We start from the raw sequence: 19,460 nt of genomic DNA, 5'->3' as shown, positions 1-19,460 counted from the left end.
AAGCACAAGGGTATGTGAGAGATGCAAGAAATGGAAAAAGGAGTCGATCTATTTAATGAGGCGACTCGTGGTAGTACAGACTACTATAAAGACAATGTTTATATCATGAAAAAGAAAGGAGAGTATGCTCCTTTAAGTTTCATGAAAAAGAAAGTTGAAGGCTTTGATGAGGAAAGCTTACTTAGTCGTGGATTTATCTACGACTCACTTGAGCTCGTAGGTGATAAAGAATTTTCTGAATGGTATGAAAAACAATTTTCTCGAAAGATGAAAAGGTCTCATGCTAAGCAGGTTCTAATTATTCACTTACCGGATAACAAAAGAATCTTTGACGCTATTGAAACAGTTAATAAGGTTTATGATATTCTTCGCGATGAGCGAATTATTTTTAATGGTAAGAAGCTTCCTGTTCAGTTGGGGGAGTGGTACGCAAAATGTATCTTCGGTCTAATGCAACAAAAGTCGACATCACAACGAGGTTTTGATTTCTACGTTGGTGATAAGAGAGTTGAAGTTGTTGTGCACTGGGGAGATCAAACATCTCCAAAAGGTGTAAAAGTTAGAAAGTCTCTATGTGATCTTTCAGCAAGCGTTATTATCATTTATCTAGCTCGTAACTTTATGATTCGAGATATCTGTCTTCTCGATTCAGATTATGTTTTAAGAAAATTTGCAGGAAAGGGACATACTCTTTTTCTAAAAGATTCTGAAATTAGTGGTTACTTCTTTTCAAAGTCAACGAAGCATAAAGATAAAGTCGTAAATAAGAATGCTCTTCTTAAATACGCTTTACCTAAGCTTGCGATGAATTTAACAGAATTCTTAGAAAGCTAAGATTATAGTAATTCATATTTTAAAAGGCGGCATTCAATGTCGCCATTTAAAAACTCTGTTTTCTTACTTGTTTTTAAACGAATATTTTTTCTTAGTGGCCCGTGAGCTGTAAGAATAAATGCTGTAGAACCCTTGAAGTTATTTTTAAGAGTTTCACCCATCTCGAAATAGAAGTCGTTAATATCAAGACCACCAATCGCTTGAATACGCTCTCCATAAGGAGGGTTAAATAGGATTAATCCTCTTTCAAATCCCGCAGGTGCTTGTGAATTAATGAAGTTTTCGCAGTTGAAGTTTACGAAATCAACACGGCCAAAACAGTTGAGAAGGTGAGTTCTCATGAGTTTAAAGTTTTCAACATCAGCATCATTGCAATAGAACTTATCATTTGGAATTGAATCTATTCTTTCCTGTGAATCTTTCATGATCTCGTGAACTTTATCAAAGTACCAATCAACTAGATTCGAATCATGAAACCACGGCTGACCTGTAAAAGAATACGGAGTCGTATTTTGTTTAAGTCTTAAAAATGCTGGCGATAATTTCAAGAAGTAGAAAATTGCTTCAATTAAAATTGTTCCTGAACCTGCCATTGGATCATAGAATGGACCTTGGCAGTCCCATTTTGTTTCTGCAATAAGAGAGGCCGCTAAGTTTTCACGTAGTGGTGCACGGTGTCCGCTTTCACGATAGCCACGCTTATCAAGAGAAGTTCCAACCATGTCAGCGTAAACAATTACCTTACAGCCTTCTTTAACCTTTTCAACACGTTGAAGAAAGCTAACGTTAGGTTCATTTGTCTCTACATTTGGACGCTTATTAAATTTATCTCTCATATAATCAACAAGAGAATCTTTTAGAGTTTGTGAAAGGAAGATAGAACTTCTAAAAAGCTCCTTACTCTCACCATCTAGAAGAGTGTTGATTTTAAAAGTTTGCTCTGGAGTAATATAGTCTTCCCATGGAAGCTCACTTGCTCTTTTATAGATTTGTTTTTCGTCGCGAATATAAAAGAAGCCAACTTCTTTAAAGACACGAGAAGCAATTCTAGCGTTGAAGATATATTCAACTGTGGCCTTATTTCTTGCCTTAAATGAAGCTCCACCACGGCCGGCCTTGGCCTCGATACCGTTAGCACGTAGCTCATTTACTAGATATTGTTCGCAACCTCTTGGGCAAGAGGCAAAATAAAAACTCTTGTCATTAATGACTTTGTTCGACTTCTGATATTTTTCCATGACTCGATTTATGATTTATTTAGGTATGTGTCAAAGAAAAAGGCTTAAGTTGGTAAAAATTCGTTCATTTTCCTCAATAAAATAGGCTAATTTCCTTTGTATAGGGTTCAAACTTGGAGCATATGCTGATATAGTTTCGAACATAAATATATAAAGATTTATTCATACATAAAGTGAGGAAACATGAGCTTTACAGATTACAAAGTAGCAGACATCTCTCTAGCTGACTGGGGAAGAAAAGAAATTAAGATCGCTGAAACTGAAATGCCGGGACTAATGTCTCTAAGAAAAGAGTTTGGAGCGGCAAAGCCACTTAAAGGTGCAAAAATCGCTGGTTGTCTTCACATGACTATTCAAACAGCTGTACTTATTGAGACTCTAGTTGAGCTAGGTGCTGAAGTAAGATGGTCTTCATGTAATATTTATTCAACTCAAGATCAAGCTGCTGCTGCAATCGCTGCTGCTGGAATTCCTGTTTTTGCTTGGAAAGGTATGAACGAAGAGGAATTCGACTGGTGTATCGAGCAAACTCTTAAGTGGGCAGATGGATCAGCTCTTAACATGATCCTTGATGATGGTGGTGACCTTACAAATATGGTTCACGACAAATATCCTGAATTAATCGAAGGAATCAAAGGTCTTTCTGAAGAAACAACTACTGGTGTTCACAGACTATATGAAAGAGTTAGAAAAGGTACTCTTAAGATGCCAGCAATCAACATCAATGACTCTGTAACAAAGTCTAAATTTGATAACCTTTACGGATGTAGAGAGTCTCTAGTAGACGGTATCAAGCGTGCAACTGACGTAATGATCGCAGGTAAAACTTGTGTTGTTGTTGGTTACGGTGATGTTGGTAAGGGTTCTGCTCAGTCTTTCAAAGGTCTAGGAGCAAGAGTTATCGTTACTGAAATCGATCCAATCTGTGCTCTTCAAGCAGCAATGGAAGGTTTCGAAGTAATGAAAATGGATAAAGCAGCTTCTGAAGGTGATATCTTCGTTACAACTACTGGTTGTCTAAAAGTTATCAATGCTTCACACCTTGATAAGATGAGAGACGGTGCAATCGTATGTAACATTGGTCACTTCGATTCAGAAATCGAAATTTCTCACCTACACAATAACTACGAAGAAGATAACATCAAGCCACAGGTAGATATGTATACTTCAAAAGATGGAAGAAGAATTATCCTTCTTGCTCAAGGTCGTCTAGTTAACCTTGGATGTGCTACTGGTCACCCATCATTCGTAATGTCTAACTCTTTCTGTAACCAAGTAATTGCTCAAATGGAACTTTGGGACAATGCTGGTAAGTATGAGAACAAAGTTTATATGCTACCAAAGCACCTGGATGAAAAAGTTGCTATGCTTCACCTTGAAAGAATTAATGTTGAAATCGATACATTAACTGCTGAGCAAGCTGAGTACCTAGACATCCCAGTTCAAGGTCCATATAAGCCAGAACACTACAGATACTAAGCAACTTCTATATATGAAGCCTCCGAAAGGAGGCTTTCTTATTTAAGGTAAAACTATGAGCAAAAAGATTTTTCTAGCTACTGATCATGGTGCTTTCGAACAAAAGGAAGCAATTAAGAAATTCTTAATCGATGAAGGTTATGAGGTCGAGGACCTAGGGACTCACTCAACTGACTCATGCCACTATCCAGAATATGCTATTGCTTTGGCAAAAGCAGTTCAGAAAGAGGGAAGAGGAATTCTTCTTTGTGGATCTGGTATTGGTGTTTGCATGGTTGCTAATAAATTTAAAGGAATTCGAGCGGCCCTTTGTCACAGTGTCGATTTAGCTAGGCTTTCACGTGAGCATAATAATGCAAATGTGATTTGTTTTGGTGGCCGTATTTCATCAAGTGAAGAAGTTCTGGCCATGACAAAAGTATGGCTTGCGACTGAGTTTGAAGGCGGCAGACATCAAACCCGCATTGACATGTTCACTGACCTCGGTGAAAATTAATCTTATGTTTAAAGTTAAATGGACTGAATATATCTCATTCTTTGTTATCTTAGTTGTTGGTATTTATAGCTTATATATATCAAGAACTGATTTAGCTTATTTTGATAAAGTACTAAGTGCTCAAAATGGACTACTCGAGTGGTTTACTTTCGTAGGGCTTTGTCTCATTTCATTTGGCTACTTCTATCGCAGAAAAGTTCTAGCAAAGTTTAGAGATCGTAAATTTCTTATTATGTTAAGTACTCAAGGTGTCTTCTATGTGATCTGTGCACTAGAAGAGGTTAGTTGGGGGCAACGTGTTTTTGGTTGGCACTCACCTGAGATGTTTAGAGATATTAATAGTGTCCTTCTTGAAACTAACTTTCAAAATTGGCTTATTGCCCGTGGAGTTTCACATGAGTCTTGGAACTTATCGTTAAGAGTAATCCTGTTTATCTATCTTTTTGCTGTTCCTTTTTCATATTGTAAAGTTGAGAAGGCCAAGCAATTTATCGATAAATTTGCTCTACCGGTACCGAAGGCCACACATATTTTAAGTTTTATGATTCTATTAGTGATTACACTTTATATTCCAAGCGAGAATAAGGTGCAATTTGCTGAGTTTTGTTTGACTTGGGTTTTAACGGCCCTAACATTAGAGCCATTTAACCGCAGTATGTTTTCTCGTCGAAGTTTAGTTCGCTAGTCTTTCTATTAGCTAAGCGTGCTTTACGCAACTTGGACATTTTCTTTTAAGCATTCTTCTATATGCATTTGTTGTCTTGTGAAAGTAGCTTGTTGCCTTTTGTCCCATATTGCTTTCGATTAGCCAGCTAAATTTATTAACAAGAGGATAGAGTTTGGCTAGGTGAGTGATCACTTCATCACCTTTTAGAATCTTACTATCACTTGTTATATAGTGGACTACTTCTTGGCACTCTTCTTTGTTGAGTTGAGGGTGTACTTGATAAAGTTTATCATCGTTTACACTGACAAAGTTAACTGATTTTGCGTCTTCTAAGCGAGCAAGGGAGTCCTTGAACCTAACACATAGTGGGCATTCATCATCGAAAATGAGAAGTGGTAATTTATAATTTTCTTCCATGAAAACAACCTTTTATTTATTGTGCTCCTAATTTCTTAGTTGCTGAGTAACGATATCTTCTTGATATGATCTCAAAAATATTACTAGATTTATCTTTAGTGATACCTGCATTTTTTTGTGCTCTTTGAGAGAAATCTAAAATCTCTGCACTTGTATTAGCATTGTCTTTCACTTTCTTCTTAAGTAGGTGAGCATATGGATTAGTCGCAGTCTTCTTTTTCTTCTTTTTATTATCGAGACCGCTTCCGCCTCTAAAGTAAAGGCCATTATCTTTTGGTTTATAAGAAGCAGTATACTTGCCTACTTTTCCTCTTAGTCCCGAAGCACGAGATTTAAGTTTTGCCTCTGCCGACTTACTTTCGTTAGTTTCTGGTGTTGCTGACATCGCATTTGCTACAGCTCCGTCAAAACCAAGTTGTCTAAGTCCTTCAGCAATCTTCGGGTCTTTTTTCTTGTAGCTATCTGGAAGAGTAACCTTGCTAAGTCCATCTTTAAGCTTGTCATTAGCGATAGCAAAGATCTTTCCAGCAGTAGCATTAAAGTTGTTTGAACTATCTCCTGGAGTCGAAATACCATTTGTCATTTTGTAGAAATCATCAAGACTAGTTCCTAGGCCACCTGGAATGTGCATTCCATTGATCTTTGCAGAAATTCTAGAATCGAGACATGTATTTGTTTGGCGACAAGTACAGTTCAGGTCTTCTTTTACATTGTTATCAACACAAGTAACTTGCCAGTTATTATTTTGAGCAGTTCTTTGTCTAATTTGCGGATAACAGTACTTAACGTCATTCATTGTCTCTGGTTGACTACAGTAACAGTCACGATCTGAAACAGGGTTACACTTTCCTTTACCACTTAGTTTATTAGCTACATTATTTAATTTATCAGCAGCATCGCCGTGCATTTTGTGTTCCCACATATAGTAACTAGTCATAAGTGTCGAAGCTCCAAGCTTAACCCAGTTACTCCAACCACTTGTGAATCCACCCATTGTGGCCATTGAGGTAACATAGCATACTGTCGTCGCTCCCCATCCTTTTCTTTGAATATCAACAGACTTTTGACGATCGCGGTGAGAGCGTGCCTGTTTATAAAGGGCCTGGCTTTGAGCATTCTCAACATCTGGCTCTGTTGCTAGTGCAAACTCATCACTCTTTTGTTGAGTAACTCGTGCAATAACTTCAGCCCCCATAGGAATATATTGGCAGTAATCAGTACCTTCTTCTTCTCTCGCTTTGTCATGTTCTGATTGTGCAGCTTTTACATCATCTGGTGATGCTTTGGAGTCGGCCATTGCTTCGGCCTTGCCATTTTCGTTGAATGAGATTCCTTTCTCTTTATATTTAGAGGCAACATCCTTCTTTGTGACAACATCTATTTCGTTAAATTTTCCGCCACCACCAGCTTGTGACATGGCCGGCATAATAATCGAGTAGGCTTGACCTACGGCCTTAAACATTGATGGTGACATTCCCATGAATTTCTCACCGTCAGTTGCATCGCCACCCTTTCTTATATTTTCACACTCTTGAGAGCTACCACATTCTTCGGCCCACTTCTCGTCGGCTTCTCTTTGCTGATAGCCTGCATGAGTGTAATTATCCATTGTATACTTTTCTCTGTCCGTGACATTCCCAGCTGCTACATCAGCTTCAGATGGCGCTTCGTAATTAGAATCTTGTCCATATGACGTAAATGAACACGTTACTAATAATAGCACCACGAGAGTTGTGAATATTTTTGATTTTGGCCTCAACATTAGCTAACCCCAATTATTTAGATTCTTTATGATTTTAACACGCTGTGGTGATAGTCGGGAGGTCTGTAATATATGCCTCATGAAAAAATATGTGAAATCAGTAGGTTACGTGCTTGCCTTAGTTGGGAATGTGAGAAAAGTGATGCACATTATTTGGGGCATCTTCGATTGAGCTTTGGTTGCCAAAAATACCTGAAATTGCTAGATTAAAGGCATAACCTAATTAGTGAGAAATATCATGGCCAATACATCAAAAGATACTACAACTGACAAAAAACCACGTGAAGCTGAGCTATCTCACTCTATGGTTCACTACCTTTTAGCAATTCATAAGCTAAAAGAAGAAAAAGGTTATGCTCGAGTTACTGATATTGCCAAAGATTTAGGTTTAACAAAGGGTTCTGTTTCTACAGCTCTTAATAATCTTAAAAAACGTAATCTTGTAAAAGAAGAAGATGATACAAAGTTTCTTCTTTTAACAGATAACGGACACGATGAAGTTCACAAGACTTTAACTTCTCGTACACTTCTTTATTATTTCCTTAAAGACTTTGTTGGTGTTTCAGAAGAGATTGCAGAAAAAGATTCATGCATGATCGAACACCTTTTAAGTGAGGAAACTAGTACAAAATTCTTTGAATTCATGAAGACACTTTCTTGCTCATGTGACGATCTTGCAAAAAGTGGTAAACTTCCTAAAGGGTTTAATTTTCAGACAACTTTAAGTCTTTGTGACTACAAGACGGCTGAAGAATTCATGGAAGGTCAAAAGGGTGATACGTACTTACAAGAAGAAAAAGACGCATAAATTCTTTGTTCTTTTAGTTCTTTTTATTTTAGAACTATCTTCAGCATCCGCCACTGAATACTGCTTTAACAGAAGTCGACCAATTCATACGATTCGTATGGATCTTATGAAATATGTGATTGATGGTGAAAAGATAAAAATTGATTCTCATAAGAATTGCTTAAATCTTGAAGTTAAATCTTACCGTCAGGAATTATTTCGTAAGCTTGTGAATAAGTATTTTCCTAAGCAGCTAGAGAAAAGCTCTTTATCCCTATACACCCAAGATATGTGCAAATTTCGATTGAAAGAGGTCACAAAACTTAAGGATAAAGTTAATGAGCAAATTTCTGATATTATCAGTTCCGAAGGGAATCGCTTTGAAATTGATTTTGGTGGTGAGCACTATTACGCTACTTGTTCAAAAAAAGGTAGTGTGTACCTTCTTGATCTAAGAAGTAAATCTAATAAAGATCAACTAACTTCACTTACTTTTAATTTGGGTAAGTGGGTTGATTTAACTTCACTTACAAAGCTTGAGAATAAAGAATATTCTCTTATGGTGATTGAATAATGAAAAATATTATAACGGCCGTTAAAGAGATAAATGCGGGTCTTTTTGGTCTTTCAACATCTGAGAAGAAAAATATTCTCTTAGTAACATTCACTTTATTTATAGCGTTTTTTTCATATCCAATGATTCGCTCTAGCTCAACAGCTTTATTTATTCAAAGCTATGGAGCAAAGAGTACGCCTTGGATTTGGCTGTCTTCTGTGTTGTTCTTAGGATTTAGTGTCAGTATCATTAATGAACTTCAAAAGCATTTTTCAATAGCAAAAATTTTTAATTCTATTGTGGCAGTCTCACTCGTTCTAATGGGAGGAGCCTTAATTGTTCATGGTAGTGGTCATCATATTGGAAGTGGTGTTTTCGCTGTTTGGAAAGAAGTCTATATTATTCTTGTCGTTCATTTATCACTTGGTTATTTAAATTCTGTCATTGACGTCAAAGTTGCCAAACTTGTCTATGGGCCACTTGGTGCTCTCGGCTCCTTAGGGGGAATTTTAGGAGGGCTACTCACTACTAAACTTATGAAGGGCGTGGGGGTTTATTATGCGGCTTCAAGTGGTTTATTGGTTTTGTCTTTAGTTATTGTTATATTTAGTCTTACACAAAAACAATATTTAGCACTTAAAGAAAAGTCTCCAATAACATCACTTGCCGATAAGAAGCTCTATGTGTTCTTCATTTGTGGCCTAATTATTCTTTCTCAAGTGGTGATTAATCTTGCAAATTATAAGTTCAATCTAGGTCTAGAGATATTTAAGGATGCTAACGAAAAAGGTGCATATCTTGGAAATATATATTCATCGATTAATGCGATATCCTTAATTGTCCAAATTGTTTTTATTCCAATCGCTTTTAAATACTTTAAAGTTTCTACTGTACATATTTTCATACCATTTGTTTATCTTGTATTAATCTTACTTGATCGATTGGAGTACTTGGGTTTACTGGGGACAGCAATATTATTTGTAGGCTTTAAAGGACTTGATTATTCAATCTTTTCGGCCGCCAAGGAGATGCTTTACTTCCCTTTGAGTAAAGAACAAAAGTACGGGGCCAAGTATATCGTGGATATGGTTGTGTATCGTGCGTCAAAAATGGGTATTTCAGCTCTACTCTTAGTGTTTACGAGTTTGGCTTTTACCCAAAATATGCTAATAATATCAGTGTTACTTTGGCTAGTTCTAGCGGCTTTTATGGCCATTAAGTTTCGTTCAGAGTAATGTCTTTAATAAAATTCATTTAGGAGTTTATATGTCTAATCCATTATTAGAAAAATTCACAAATCCACATGGTGCAAGACCATTTGATACAATCAAGAATGAGCATTACATGCCGGCAATTCGCGAAGCAATTAAAATGCACAAAGAAGAAATCGAAGCGATTAAAAGCTTTGATGGAGAACTTACATTTGCAAATATCATTGAGCCGTATGCAAATTCAGGGAGTGCAATTGAAGATATTTCAATGATCTTCTTTAACCTAAAGTCTGCAAACACAGATGATGAGATGAATGAAATTGCAAAAGAATTCTCTCCTCTTTTAACAGCTCACGGAAATGACGTTAATCTTGACGCTGATCTATTCGCAAAAGTAAAAGTTGTTTTCGATAACAAAGAAAATGAAGACTTAAATGCTGAGCAAGTGACACTTCTTTCAAAGATTTATAAGGGCTTCGTTAGAAACGGTGCTTTATTAAGTGAAGAAGATAAGAACAAAGTTAGAAAGATCGATGAAGAACTTTCAAAACTAGGACTTGAGTTCTCAGATAACCTTTTAAAAGAAACTAATAAGTTTGAAATGATACTTGATAATAAAGAAGATCTTGCTGGTCTTCCTGAAGGACTTATTGAAGCTGCTGCGATGACAGCAACTGAAAAAGGTCATGAGGGTAAATGGGTATTTACTCTTGATTACCCAAGCTTTGGTCCCTTCATTACTTACTCAGAAAATCGTGAGCTACGTAAGAAAATGACAATTGCTTCTGGTACAAAATGTGCCAAGGGTGACGAGCTTGATAACCAAGAAAATGTAAAAAGAATTGCACAGCTTCGTTATGAAAGAGCTGGAATTCTTGGATACAAAAGCCACGCCGATTATATTCTTGAAGAGCGTATGGCCATGAGTGCACAAAACGTTTTTGATCTTCTAAATCAGCTTAAAGATAAAGCAATGCCTGCAGCGATTGAGCATATGGATGAAATTAAAGCTTATGCAAAAGAACAAGATGGTATCGAAGATTTCGCTTCTTGGGACTATATGTATTATTACGAGAAGCTTAAGAAAGAAAGATATAGTATTGATGATGAAATGCTTAAGCCATACTTTAAATTAGAAAATGTTTTAAATGGTGTTTTTGAAGTTGCAACAAAACTTTATGGACTTAACTTTAAAGAAGTTTCTAATATTCCAAAGTATCACCAAGATGTAATGACTTATGAAATCACTGATCGTGATGGAAACTTCATTTCTCTATTTTATGGTGACTACTTCCCACGTGCTTCAAAGCGTGGTGGAGCATGGATGACAGCCTTTAGAGAACAATATGTTCAAAATGGAGAAGATGTACGTCCACATATTGCAAACGTATGTAACTTTACAAAGCCAACAACAACGAAGCCATCACTTCTAACATTTAATGAAGTAACAACTCTATTCCACGAATTTGGTCACGCACTTCACGGTATTCTAACTAAGTGTCAGTACCGTATGCTTTCTGGTCCAAACGTATTCTGGGACTTCGTTGAGCTTCCATCTCAAATTATGGAAAACTGGGCATTTGAAAAAGAATGTCTTGATCTATTTGCTAAGCACTATGAAACTGGAGAGTTAATTCCAGCAGAATTAGTACAAAAACTAAAAGATAGTTCAAACTTTGGAGAAGGACGTCACACTGTTCGTCAATTAAGCCTTGGACTACTTGATATGGCATGGCACTCAGGTGATCCATCAACGATTACAAGTGTTGAGGAATTTGAAAAACTTGCAACTCAAGATGTTGATCTTCTTCCAAGAGTACCAGGTGTGATGACTTCAACATCATTTGGGCACATCTTTGCTGGTGGATATTCTGCAGGTTACTACTCGTACAAATGGGCAGAAGTTCTTGATGCAGATGCGTTTGAATTATTCCTTGAAGAAGGAATCTTTAACACAACGATTGCTGATCGCTTTAGAGAAAATATCCTTGAAAAAGGTGGTTCAGAGCACCCAATGGATCTTTATAAGAGATTCCGTGGACGTGAGCCAGAGGTTGATGCACTACTTAGACGTGGTGGTCTTATCTAGCCCTTAACGAATAAAGCAAAGGCTCCTTTTTAGGAGCCTTTTTTATTTTCGAAAATTTCTTTAGCATGATACCAAGTATAGTAATCCTTCGCATTCTTAAGCTCTAAGAGGTGAGGAATCAATTGATCTGAATAATCAATTGAACTCTCTTTAGGTAAGGCCGAAGGAAGGTTATCTATTGCAATAATATTACACTCGTGATCAATAGAACTTTCTATACGGTGAAGTGGTTTATCCCAAGTTGTATGGACATTATAAACTGGGATTGGATTTAGATCACTATTTGGATCACAACTAACATCACAAATAAGTGAAAGCTTCTCATTCCTCTCCATAATCGCTTTATCAAGAAAAGGAGCAATCTTCTTTGTCATAAGAACTGTGTTGATGAAAATATCAGCGTTAATGATTTCATCAAATGGTCCACCAACTTTAGTTTCTTCTACGTCCCAATTAATTGACTCTAGTTCAAGATCTGAAAGTAGCTCTCTTGCTCCGCTTCCACAACGCCCTTGGGCGCCAATAATAAAAGTACAAGGGTTGCGCTTACCCTGTCTTTTATTGTTAATAATTTTAAGCCACTCTTCTTTAGAGGAATAGTGTTTTAAGGGTGCAGGTGAGTCTGAAAAAAAGTTTTCAACACTAAGTGCTGCTCCTACATATCCGGCCCAGTAACCGAAAGCCGCAACACGTCTATTGTCTTCATTAAGCAAGAATTCAAGATCAAATAATGTTCCACCGCCTTTACTGTAGCGATCAAAAACTTGCTCAGCTCCATGCTGACCTTTATAGATATGGGCAAAGTAGATATGATTGTGCTTTAGGGGAAACTCATCCGTTTCTTTCAATTCTTTTAAACCTAGAATAAAGACGTCATCGCTTATTGGAGCATCTGTTATCCATGCGTGACTTTCTTTAATTTCACAACCTAGCTTTTCATATTCTTCTATTGGAAAGATTCTATCCTGTGATTTCTCAACGATAACTTTATAGCCGGCATCGATCAGCTTCTTTGCATTCTCTGGTGTTAGAGGAGTTCTTTTTTCAAATGCTTTATCCTCATCTCTTAACCATATTGTTGTCATACTATATAACCTTGTCTTTAAATTAGATTTGATCTTGTATTGATGTATCCCTATCGACAGTTTCGTTATTTAAGTTAAATAGTGCTTTCATATCAGAAAATAGCATTCGAGGAAAAATGAGAGCACAGAAAGCGATACAAACGACGATTAAAATCTCTTCAGTTGCAAATTGATTTCCAATAAATGTTAGGATAATCCCTCCTAAAATATTTGGAACAACAAAGCCTAAATCTAGTAAGGCAAAAATTCTTGCAAGATATTTTGTTTCTACTTTTAATGAAACATAATTTAGTTGATTTGTAATACGTACAAAGACAACAAATCCCCAAACAAAGAAAATTACCAGTGTTGCTGTATATGAAGCAGCATATAACCAAAGCGCCATGAGAAGTGGTTCAATGTATAGAGCCGCAATAATAATCTTTCCAACTGGTTTCTCTTTAAGAATAGTCGAGCTTGCCCATCCCCCAAATAGTCCACCTAGACCAAAGAGAGCAAGCCCTATCCCATAGTCTTGCTTCGTAGCTCCAAGTGTTTCCGTTAGGTAAGGTAGTATAAGTGGAAACATAAATCCAAGAACAAGTCCTTCGATGATGACATTTGAAATGACAGCAAAAAGTTCCTTTTGCGTTCTGGCATATCTAATTCCATTTTTTATTTCAGAGAGAAAGTTTTCACTATTTCCTTCCTGTCTTGGAGGGTTATAGGTAAGGCTCATAATAAAATAAATACCAACAATATATGTTAGGAAATCTAGAGCAATAACTTCCTTGATTCCGCCAAAGGCCGTAAACATAGTGGCACCAAGAAATGGACCAATCATGTGAAGTACTGCAAAGGCAGAACCGAATAGGGCATTCGCTCGATTCATGTCTTTTTGAGGGACAATGTCGTTAACCATAGCTTGTCTTGTTGGATTATACATTCCAGTGAAGAGAGCTATGAGGCCATCGCAAAGGATGACAACTTCTGGAGTCTTAGCGAAGATGATCGTAAAAATTATTGGAATTCTAATGTAATTTGTGAAAAGGAGAACATTCTTTCGATTGTATTTTTCTCCAATAACACCACCAATTAAATTTCCGATTGTTAAAAAGAAGAGAAATACTGCTCGAGCTGCACCAAGATAACTTTTGTTATGATTTGATAATTCAAATACTAAAAGCATTAGTGCAGTCTCTGACACAAACGAGCCTAGCTCGGATGTTAGTCCTGCAATATAAAGCCTTCTAAAATTTTGATAGCGTAAAACCTTAGGAAGCTTGAACATAATTAGGATCTTTTAGCTAAAAATTCGTCAACAGATGTTTCAAATTCAGAAACAATTCGGTCAACAATTTCTTTAACAGTTTCAATCTTTGTAATGAACTCAATTGAAGGTCCGGCAACCCAAACTGTTTTGTATGTGGCACCAAAAGCTGCATTCTCAACAGCTTTCATTCCTTTGTAACCAGTAAGCATTTTCGCATACTTTTTAAGCTTCTTATTTTTGCTCATGGCCTTTTCAATAACATTTTGTTCAGTTCCAATCTTTTGCACGTAAGGAGTGTTGATAACTGTACAAGGCGTCCCTGAAATTTTATTCGACATGACAATATCTTTAGCACCATATTGAACGACTGCTTCTTTATAAGCATCAGATACGATTGATTCTTTCGTCGCAATGAATGGAGAACCAATTGAAACCCCTTCGCATCCTAGGGCCATAATACTAAAGAGGCCCGATCCTGTTGCAATACCTCCAGCTGAAATAACTGGTATATTTAAGTTCTTTTTAAGTAGTGGAACGAGAATACTTGCTGGTGTTGGTCCCGCGTGTCCCCCGGCACCAGAGTTTACTGCAATTACTGCATCAGCTCCTTGGTCTTGAACTTTTTGTGCATATTTAAGATCAACGACATCACAAATTATCTTAGTTCCTTGTGGACGACACTTTTCGATAACTTCTTTTGGATTTCCAAGTGATGTGATAATGAAGTCTGGAGCATACTTCGCGCAAAGCTCAATTTGCTTGTGCATATGGATGTTTGACTGATTTACAATGATATTGATTCCAAAAGGACCTTCACATCTTTCTTTTAATTCTTTTAGTCCTTCTTCAAACTCTTCTGGAGTACGCCAGTTAAGAGCAGGGATACAACCCATAATACCTGCCTTAGAAGCCTCAACCAGCATATCGATACTAGTTACAAGGAACATTGGGGCCATAATAATTGGGTATTTGATATTAAAAGTTTCTGTTAGCCATGTTTTCATCATATGCAATCCATTTTTCTGTATATATTTTTATAGCTCAATTATAATGCATTTTTTTGTATTTAACACCTAAGATTACTTGCACAATTTCTTCCCTCAACGTACTCTTAGAGAATGAGCTCACAAGAAATAAATAAGCTACCTGACTTCTCAGCAATTCGAGAAAACATAGAAACAGAACGTAAAACAATTATTAAGGTCAATAATTTTTCCGATGACGATAGTTATGTAAGGGCCAGTGAAGATGCACTCGTCGTTCTTGGCTTTTTAGAGTCAACGTTAACAAAATTATGGACTATTTTTGATGAGAATCCATCTTTAGTTTATTTCTTTAACAAAGACTTCACTAATTTTAATTTATTAATCAAACAAGATAATATCCTCGATCTTATTTTTATTGACGACTGTATGATTCCTGAGAATGAAGCAATCTTCTTTGGTCAAGATGGTGGACTCTCGCAAAATATTCTTTCACTTCATGAAAAGACATTTTATGAGTGGGGACAGAAAGTATTAAATCATCACGAGGCAACGCAAACTTTCATTCGCTCAGATATTGATTTAACAAAACACAAAATCAGTGAGCTTAAGTGTCAGTGTATTAAATGTGTTAATGATTTTAGAGCACTATTACGAGACTCAGTTTATGAAAGCTGTGTTGAGTTGATTGAATCAACTAAAGAACAAATTAAAGAAGAGATTGATAATGGAATCCATGTTGTTTCAGATCTAGTCTTTAATCTACAAAAAACACTAGATAAGAATTTCTATAAACTAAGAAATACAATAAAAAGATCTTCTCTAAATCGTTTAGAGAATCAGGTTAAACAATACTTTAAATCGGAATTTGCTTATCCGTCAGAGCTCGCTTCATTACATCGTCGAAATGTAAGCATGCTATTCGATCAATACCTTGAAGCCAATGAGCTTAGTACTGATCTTATTACTAATGCGGAATATGATAAATTTTATCGTTCTCTTTCAACTCACTACTGGAGAAATGAAAGATATCTAGAACGAGAATTTAAGAAATTTGTTAAATCAATTATCATTTTAAAAAAGAAAGACGTTTCTTCGACAATTCTTCAAGAGTATCTTGGGGAATTCTGGGTTCACTCTTCAGCAAGACAGATGAAGAGAAAGATTGTCTATCATATGGGGCCGACTAACTCGGGGAAAACTTATCACGCAATTGAAAAGCTATCGACAGTTCCTAAAGGTTGCTATCTAGCACCTCTTAGACTTCTAGCTGCAGAACTTTACGATACACTTAATGCAAAAGGTGCTGTAACAACACTTCTTACTGGTGAAGAGGTTATTGAGAGAGAGGGTGCGACACATTACTCTTCGACAATTGAAATGGCACGATTACAAGAGGTTTTCGATTGTTGTGTAATTGATGAAATTCAAATGATCACTGATCCTTCACGTGGTTGGGCATGGACAAGAGCACTTGTTAATATTATGGCCGATGAGGTACACCTTTGTGGTGATGCTTCAGCACTTGACCTTGTTAAAGTGATTGTTGATCTATGTGGTGATGAACTAATCATCAATGAATATACTCGTATGACTGAGTTATCAGTAGAAAGACATCCAATTGTTTTAGCTGATATGCAAAAAAATGACGCTCTTATTGTATTTTCTAGAAAGAATGCTCTAAGACATAAAAGAGATCTTGAACGCTTAGGTTATAAGGTTTCGATTGTTTATGGAAGGCTTTCTCCAGAAGTTCGTCGTGAACAAGCACGTAAGTTTGATCAAGGTGAAACTGATGTAATCGTGTCAACTGATGCAATTGCAATGGGAATGAACCTTCCAATTAAAAGGGTAGTGTTCTCAACACTTTCTAAGTTCTTTGATGGTCACCAACATGATATTTCGATTAGTGAGATTAAACAAATTGGTGGACGAGCAGGACGTTTTCAAAGGTTCCCACGCGGAACAGTTACTTGTCTGAGAAAAGTAGAAGATGGAATTGAGTCAATCAATGAAGCCTTGAGTGCTACTCTTGAACAAAGTGATCAGTGTATGGTTGGACCTGACCTTGATATCTTTAATCAGGTTAATAAGGCCCTAATCGATAATAACTTACCAAAGCTTAAGCTTTCGGAATTTCTTCGTCTGTTTAACACGATGACTTTCCAGGCTCCTTTCTACTGCGTAGATATGAAGGAGATGATTGAGCTTGCTGAAATGGTAGAAGACGCTGATTCGAATGGAATACTTACGGATGCTGAAATCTTCGGATTTGCTTGTGCTCCAGTAAACCTTGGGTTAATGGATCATGTTCAATTCTACAACTGGATTCTTCATAAGTACGTTAATATGGAAGGAATTCCATGTGAGCCAATTGAATATGGCTCTAATGATATTGATTATCTAGAGACATCAATCAAGTGTGTTGAGCTTTATCAATGGTTATCAAGGCACTTCAACAATAAGAACTTCGTTTATTCGGAAGTTGAACTTCTTAATAATAAGCAACTTGCAATCGACCAACTAAATGAACTTCTTTCACAAAAGATTATTGCTAGATGTTCTTCTTGTAGTGTTAAGTTACCTGAAGACTCACGCTTTCCAATTTGTGAAGAATGCTTTGAGAAACGCAAGACTAACCGTCGCAAACCAGGTGGTGGGCGATTCAAAGGTAAACCTGGCAGTAAGCAAGGAGCTTCTAAGGGGTCTACAGGAAGAAATTTCAAAGGAAATGGGCGTCCTGGACAGAGTCGAAAAAGAAATGTAAGTCGTAAGAGAAAAAATACTAGTCCTAAACGTTAGAGTTTAATGAATACTTACGAATACGCAAAGTTATTGCTGGAATCTCCATTTCTTGAAGATAAGTTAACAACTTCTGATGTTGTTACGGATCTCAATTATTTTAAAACTAAAGATGGTATAAAAGATCTTCATCCATCTAGAGAGGGGAAGATTTCATTTTCTGCTGAGCAGATTAAGTTTCCAAAAAGAGGAAGCTTTCACTTGGATGAAAAGAAGGCCATGGCGTTGCACTTCTTTGCTAATCATGAACTATTGGCCATTGAAATGATGGCGACAGCACTCATGTACATCCCTATCGAAGATAAATCTCAATATAAAAGAATTGCTTCAGGCTTACTTCAAACAATTGATGACGAAATTAAACATTTCAATCTCTATCGCAAGAGAATGAATGACTTTGGTATCGACTTTGGCGATCTACCTGTAAATGACTTCTTTTGGCGACAGATGCAAAAGATTACAAGCTTTGAAGAATACTTTGCGGTAATGGCCCTGACATTTGAAGCGGCCAATTTAGACTTTGCTAAGTTTTATCGAGATATTTTTCAAGGTGTTGATGATAAGAAATCAGCAGCTATTCTTAATGTAGTTTACGAGGATGAGATTTCACATGTTGGTTTTGGAGTTCATTGGCTAAACAAATGGCGTGATCAAAGTAATCTTTGGGAGTTTTACGTCCAGTCTCTTCCTGATCTTTTATCTCCAGCCCGAGCTAAAGGAATGATCTTTGATAGAGAAGGGCGTGTGAGAACAGGAATGGATAATGACTTCATTTCTCGTATTGAAAATTTTAAAGACGAATTCATTGTAACTAACCGCAAGGAATGGAAGTGAAATATCGTGTTAATCTCGACTTTGATGCTGCTCTCGCTGCCAATAATCCTAATCTAAAAAATGATAAATACCTAAGTGAATTAGAATATATTTTTTTTCTCGTTAATGATTCCTGTGAAAATATATTATGTACAAAATTGGCCTATTCTGCTGAATATCTCAGTCATTTATCGAAACTAGGATTTATTAAATCGGAAATAACGAATGATCTTAAAGAGTACCAAAATTGGTGGGGAGATCTTACTAACTTTGATTTAGCAAAAACTCTAAATTCAAAATGTTGGCTTGCCAGTTGGCATAGGCCTCTTGAGGATATGATCATTAATTCAAAAGATGATGTGGTTTTAAATGAGATTAAATTTTATCGGCCGGATCAAACATTTTCAGGGATAGGTAATAGGTTAATCCAGAATAAAGAAGATCTTTCGCGTGTAAGTTACCCTGGTGTATTGTCTAAATATGTTAATGTAAAAAATACTTTTGGCGTTACCTATAATCTAAAAACTAGAGAGTATTACATCGTAGAAAATTTTACGAATTCAAAAGGTCAATTTAAAGGTGGACGTTTAATATCTCTTTCTGATTTAGATGTTAAGTTCAACCTAAATTCAACGATAGACTTAATTCAGTCTAATTTACCAAATTCAGAGATTTCTAAGATACAATTCGACAATATGATTTATGAAGATGAAGAGGGGACGTTAAAACTTTGCCCCCTTGTTGAATTAAATTATCGTCGCACAATAGGTGAAGTTATATTCAATATTACTAAAATACTTGGAGAGGGAACTCTTCATTTTGGTGATAAACAGTATTTGAATAAAGATTCACTTATCCTTTCTCCTTCATTCGTAAAAAATATTTGCTACTATAACCGACTTAAGTAGTTGGGCAAGAATGCTAAATAGATAATATTCCTTCGTAGATCTTCAATTATACAGTAAAATGGAAGAGTTCTTTGGTTTAGA

17 protein-coding genes are annotated in these 19,460 nt (G+C 36.4%); 11 read left to right on the top strand and 6 right to left on the bottom strand.

Annotated features, from left to right (window positions below):
* Window positions 1–30: 30 nt before the first annotated feature.
* Window positions 31–834 carry a hypothetical protein gene (locus ACMAYX_RS12175; protein ID WP_146037900.1) on the top strand — a complete coding sequence of 268 codons (804 nt, stop codon included), beginning with the start codon at window positions 31–33 and terminating at the stop codon, window positions 832–834.
* A 2-nt stretch (window positions 835–836) separates the two neighbouring features.
* On the opposite strand, the gene ACMAYX_RS12170 is transcribed toward ACMAYX_RS12175, so the two are convergent.
* Window positions 837–2,072 carry a THUMP domain-containing class I SAM-dependent RNA methyltransferase gene (locus ACMAYX_RS12170; protein WP_103218843.1) on the bottom strand — a complete coding sequence of 412 codons (1,236 nt, stop codon included), beginning with the start codon at window positions 2,070–2,072 and terminating at the stop codon, window positions 837–839.
* A 183-nt stretch (window positions 2,073–2,255) separates the two neighbouring features.
* Here ACMAYX_RS12170 and ahcY point away from each other — a divergent pair, with 183 nt between their 5' ends.
* From ahcY to ACMAYX_RS12155, 3 genes are read left to right on the top strand one after another with little or no spacing between them, the layout of a single operon-like run.
* Entirely contained in the window at window positions 2,256–3,551 is a 1,296-nt protein-coding gene (gene ahcY, locus ACMAYX_RS12165; protein ID WP_103218844.1) for an adenosylhomocysteinase, read from the top strand.
* A 55-nt stretch (window positions 3,552–3,606) separates the two neighbouring features.
* Window positions 3,607–4,047: a ribose 5-phosphate isomerase B gene (gene rpiB, locus ACMAYX_RS12160; RefSeq protein WP_412469976.1), complete on the top strand. Its 441-nt coding sequence runs from the start codon at window positions 3,607–3,609 to the stop codon at window positions 4,045–4,047.
* Between the two features lie 4 nt (window positions 4,048–4,051).
* Entirely contained in the window at window positions 4,052–4,732 is a 681-nt protein-coding gene (locus tag ACMAYX_RS12155; protein WP_146037901.1) for a hypothetical protein, read from the top strand.
* Between the two features lie 12 nt (window positions 4,733–4,744).
* On the opposite strand, the gene ACMAYX_RS12150 is transcribed toward ACMAYX_RS12155, so the two are convergent.
* Both ACMAYX_RS12150 and ACMAYX_RS12145 read right to left on the bottom strand, forming a co-directional pair.
* On the bottom strand, window positions 4,745–5,131 hold the full coding sequence (locus tag ACMAYX_RS12150; protein ID WP_103218847.1) for a thiol-disulfide oxidoreductase DCC family protein: 387 nt from the start codon (window positions 5,129–5,131) through the stop codon (window positions 4,745–4,747).
* A 16-nt stretch (window positions 5,132–5,147) separates the two neighbouring features.
* Complete coding sequence (locus tag ACMAYX_RS12145; RefSeq protein ID WP_103218848.1) at window positions 5,148–6,893, bottom strand: hypothetical protein; 1,746 nt, start codon at window positions 6,891–6,893, stop codon at window positions 5,148–5,150.
* Between the two features lie 238 nt (window positions 6,894–7,131).
* Between ACMAYX_RS12145 and ACMAYX_RS12140 the strand changes: the two genes are divergently transcribed.
* The 4 genes from ACMAYX_RS12140 to ACMAYX_RS12125 are packed head-to-tail and all read left to right on the top strand — an operon-like array spanning window position 7,132 to window position 11,536.
* Window positions 7,132–7,701: a metal-dependent transcriptional regulator gene (locus ACMAYX_RS12140; protein WP_103218849.1), complete on the top strand. Its 570-nt coding sequence runs from the start codon at window positions 7,132–7,134 to the stop codon at window positions 7,699–7,701.
* On the top strand, window positions 7,667–8,254 hold the full coding sequence (locus ACMAYX_RS12135; RefSeq protein WP_103218850.1) for a hypothetical protein: 588 nt from the start codon (window positions 7,667–7,669) through the stop codon (window positions 8,252–8,254). Before ACMAYX_RS12140 ends, ACMAYX_RS12135 begins: the two co-directional genes overlap by 35 nt.
* The gene (locus ACMAYX_RS12130) at window positions 8,254–9,471 is read left to right on the top strand and encodes an Npt1/Npt2 family nucleotide transporter (RefSeq protein WP_412471998.1); all 1,218 of its coding nucleotides are present in this window, start codon (window positions 8,254–8,256) and stop codon (window positions 9,469–9,471) included. Before ACMAYX_RS12135 ends, ACMAYX_RS12130 begins: the two co-directional genes overlap by 1 nt.
* Before the next feature lie 31 nt (window positions 9,472–9,502).
* Window positions 9,503–11,536 (top strand): M3 family metallopeptidase, encoded by a 2,034-nt coding sequence (locus ACMAYX_RS12125; protein WP_412471997.1) that lies wholly within the window; start codon window positions 9,503–9,505, stop codon window positions 11,534–11,536.
* A gap of 29 nt (window positions 11,537–11,565) precedes the next feature.
* Here ACMAYX_RS12125 and ACMAYX_RS12120 read toward each other — a convergent pair whose 3' ends face one another.
* From ACMAYX_RS12120 to ACMAYX_RS12110, 3 genes are read right to left on the bottom strand one after another with little or no spacing between them, the layout of a single operon-like run.
* The gene (locus ACMAYX_RS12120; RefSeq protein ID WP_103218853.1) at window positions 11,566–12,621 is read right to left on the bottom strand and encodes a saccharopine dehydrogenase; all 1,056 of its coding nucleotides are present in this window, start codon (window positions 12,619–12,621) and stop codon (window positions 11,566–11,568) included.
* 22 nt (window positions 12,622–12,643) lie between these two features.
* Window positions 12,644–13,891 carry an MFS transporter gene (locus ACMAYX_RS12115; RefSeq protein ID WP_412470937.1) on the bottom strand — a complete coding sequence of 416 codons (1,248 nt, stop codon included), beginning with the start codon at window positions 13,889–13,891 and terminating at the stop codon, window positions 12,644–12,646.
* Window positions 13,892–13,893: 2 nt separating this feature from the next.
* The gene (locus ACMAYX_RS12110; protein ID WP_412469970.1) at window positions 13,894–14,880 is read right to left on the bottom strand and encodes an NAD(P)H-dependent flavin oxidoreductase; all 987 of its coding nucleotides are present in this window, start codon (window positions 14,878–14,880) and stop codon (window positions 13,894–13,896) included.
* 111 nt (window positions 14,881–14,991) lie between these two features.
* Here ACMAYX_RS12110 and ACMAYX_RS12105 point away from each other — a divergent pair, with 111 nt between their 5' ends.
* Genes ACMAYX_RS12105 through ACMAYX_RS12095 form a run of 3 tightly spaced genes read left to right on the top strand, consistent with a single transcriptional unit; the run spans window position 14,992 to window position 19,379 of the window.
* Window positions 14,992–17,658 (top strand): helicase-related protein, encoded by a 2,667-nt coding sequence (locus ACMAYX_RS12105; protein WP_103218855.1) that lies wholly within the window; start codon window positions 14,992–14,994, stop codon window positions 17,656–17,658.
* A 6-nt stretch (window positions 17,659–17,664) separates the two neighbouring features.
* Window positions 17,665–18,492, top strand: coding sequence for a DUF455 family protein (locus ACMAYX_RS12100; RefSeq protein WP_103218856.1), 828 nt, complete (start codon window positions 17,665–17,667; stop codon window positions 18,490–18,492).
* Entirely contained in the window at window positions 18,489–19,379 is an 891-nt protein-coding gene (locus tag ACMAYX_RS12095; RefSeq protein WP_412471996.1) for a hypothetical protein, read from the top strand. Before ACMAYX_RS12100 ends, ACMAYX_RS12095 begins: the two co-directional genes overlap by 4 nt.
* Window positions 19,380–19,460 lie beyond the last annotated feature (81 nt).

Origin of the sequence: Halobacteriovorax sp. RT-2-3 (assembly GCF_047085075.1) — a bacterium.
Classification (GTDB): domain Bacteria; phylum Bdellovibrionota; class Bacteriovoracia; order Bacteriovoracales; family Bacteriovoracaceae; genus Halobacteriovorax_A.
This window is presented reverse-complemented; position numbering and strand designations above follow the sequence as displayed.

Bases quoted from the DNA above. Each gene is read 5' to 3' on its own strand.
- ACMAYX_RS12150 (WP_103218847.1), bottom strand. From the start codon at position 5,131: ATGGAAGAAAATTATAAATTACCACTTCTCATTTTCGATGATGAATGC.
- ACMAYX_RS12145 (WP_103218848.1), bottom strand. From the start codon at position 6,893: ATGTTGAGGCCAAAATCAAAAATATTCACAACTCTCGTGGTGCTATTA.
- rpiB (WP_412469976.1), top strand. From the start codon at position 3,607: ATGAGCAAAAAGATTTTTCTAGCTACTGATCATGGTGCTTTCGAACAA.
- ACMAYX_RS12115 (WP_412470937.1), bottom strand. From the start codon at position 13,891: ATGTTCAAGCTTCCTAAGGTTTTACGCTATCAAAATTTTAGAAGGCTT.
- ACMAYX_RS12120 (WP_103218853.1), bottom strand. From the start codon at position 12,621: ATGACAACAATATGGTTAAGAGATGAGGATAAAGCATTTGAAAAAAGA.
- ACMAYX_RS12175 (WP_146037900.1), top strand. From the start codon at position 31: ATGGAAAAAGGAGTCGATCTATTTAATGAGGCGACTCGTGGTAGTACA.
- ACMAYX_RS12105 (WP_103218855.1), top strand. From the start codon at position 14,992: ATGAGCTCACAAGAAATAAATAAGCTACCTGACTTCTCAGCAATTCGA.
- ACMAYX_RS12170 (WP_103218843.1), bottom strand. From the start codon at position 2,072: ATGGAAAAATATCAGAAGTCGAACAAAGTCATTAATGACAAGAGTTTT.
- ACMAYX_RS12100 (WP_103218856.1), top strand. From the start codon at position 17,665: ATGAATACTTACGAATACGCAAAGTTATTGCTGGAATCTCCATTTCTT.
- ahcY (WP_103218844.1), top strand. From the start codon at position 2,256: ATGAGCTTTACAGATTACAAAGTAGCAGACATCTCTCTAGCTGACTGG.
- ACMAYX_RS12140 (WP_103218849.1), top strand. From the start codon at position 7,132: ATGGCCAATACATCAAAAGATACTACAACTGACAAAAAACCACGTGAA.
- ACMAYX_RS12130 (WP_412471998.1), top strand. From the start codon at position 8,254: ATGAAAAATATTATAACGGCCGTTAAAGAGATAAATGCGGGTCTTTTT.
- ACMAYX_RS12155 (WP_146037901.1), top strand. From the start codon at position 4,052: ATGTTTAAAGTTAAATGGACTGAATATATCTCATTCTTTGTTATCTTA.
- ACMAYX_RS12125 (WP_412471997.1), top strand. From the start codon at position 9,503: ATGTCTAATCCATTATTAGAAAAATTCACAAATCCACATGGTGCAAGA.
- ACMAYX_RS12110 (WP_412469970.1), bottom strand. From the start codon at position 14,880: ATGATGAAAACATGGCTAACAGAAACTTTTAATATCAAATACCCAATT.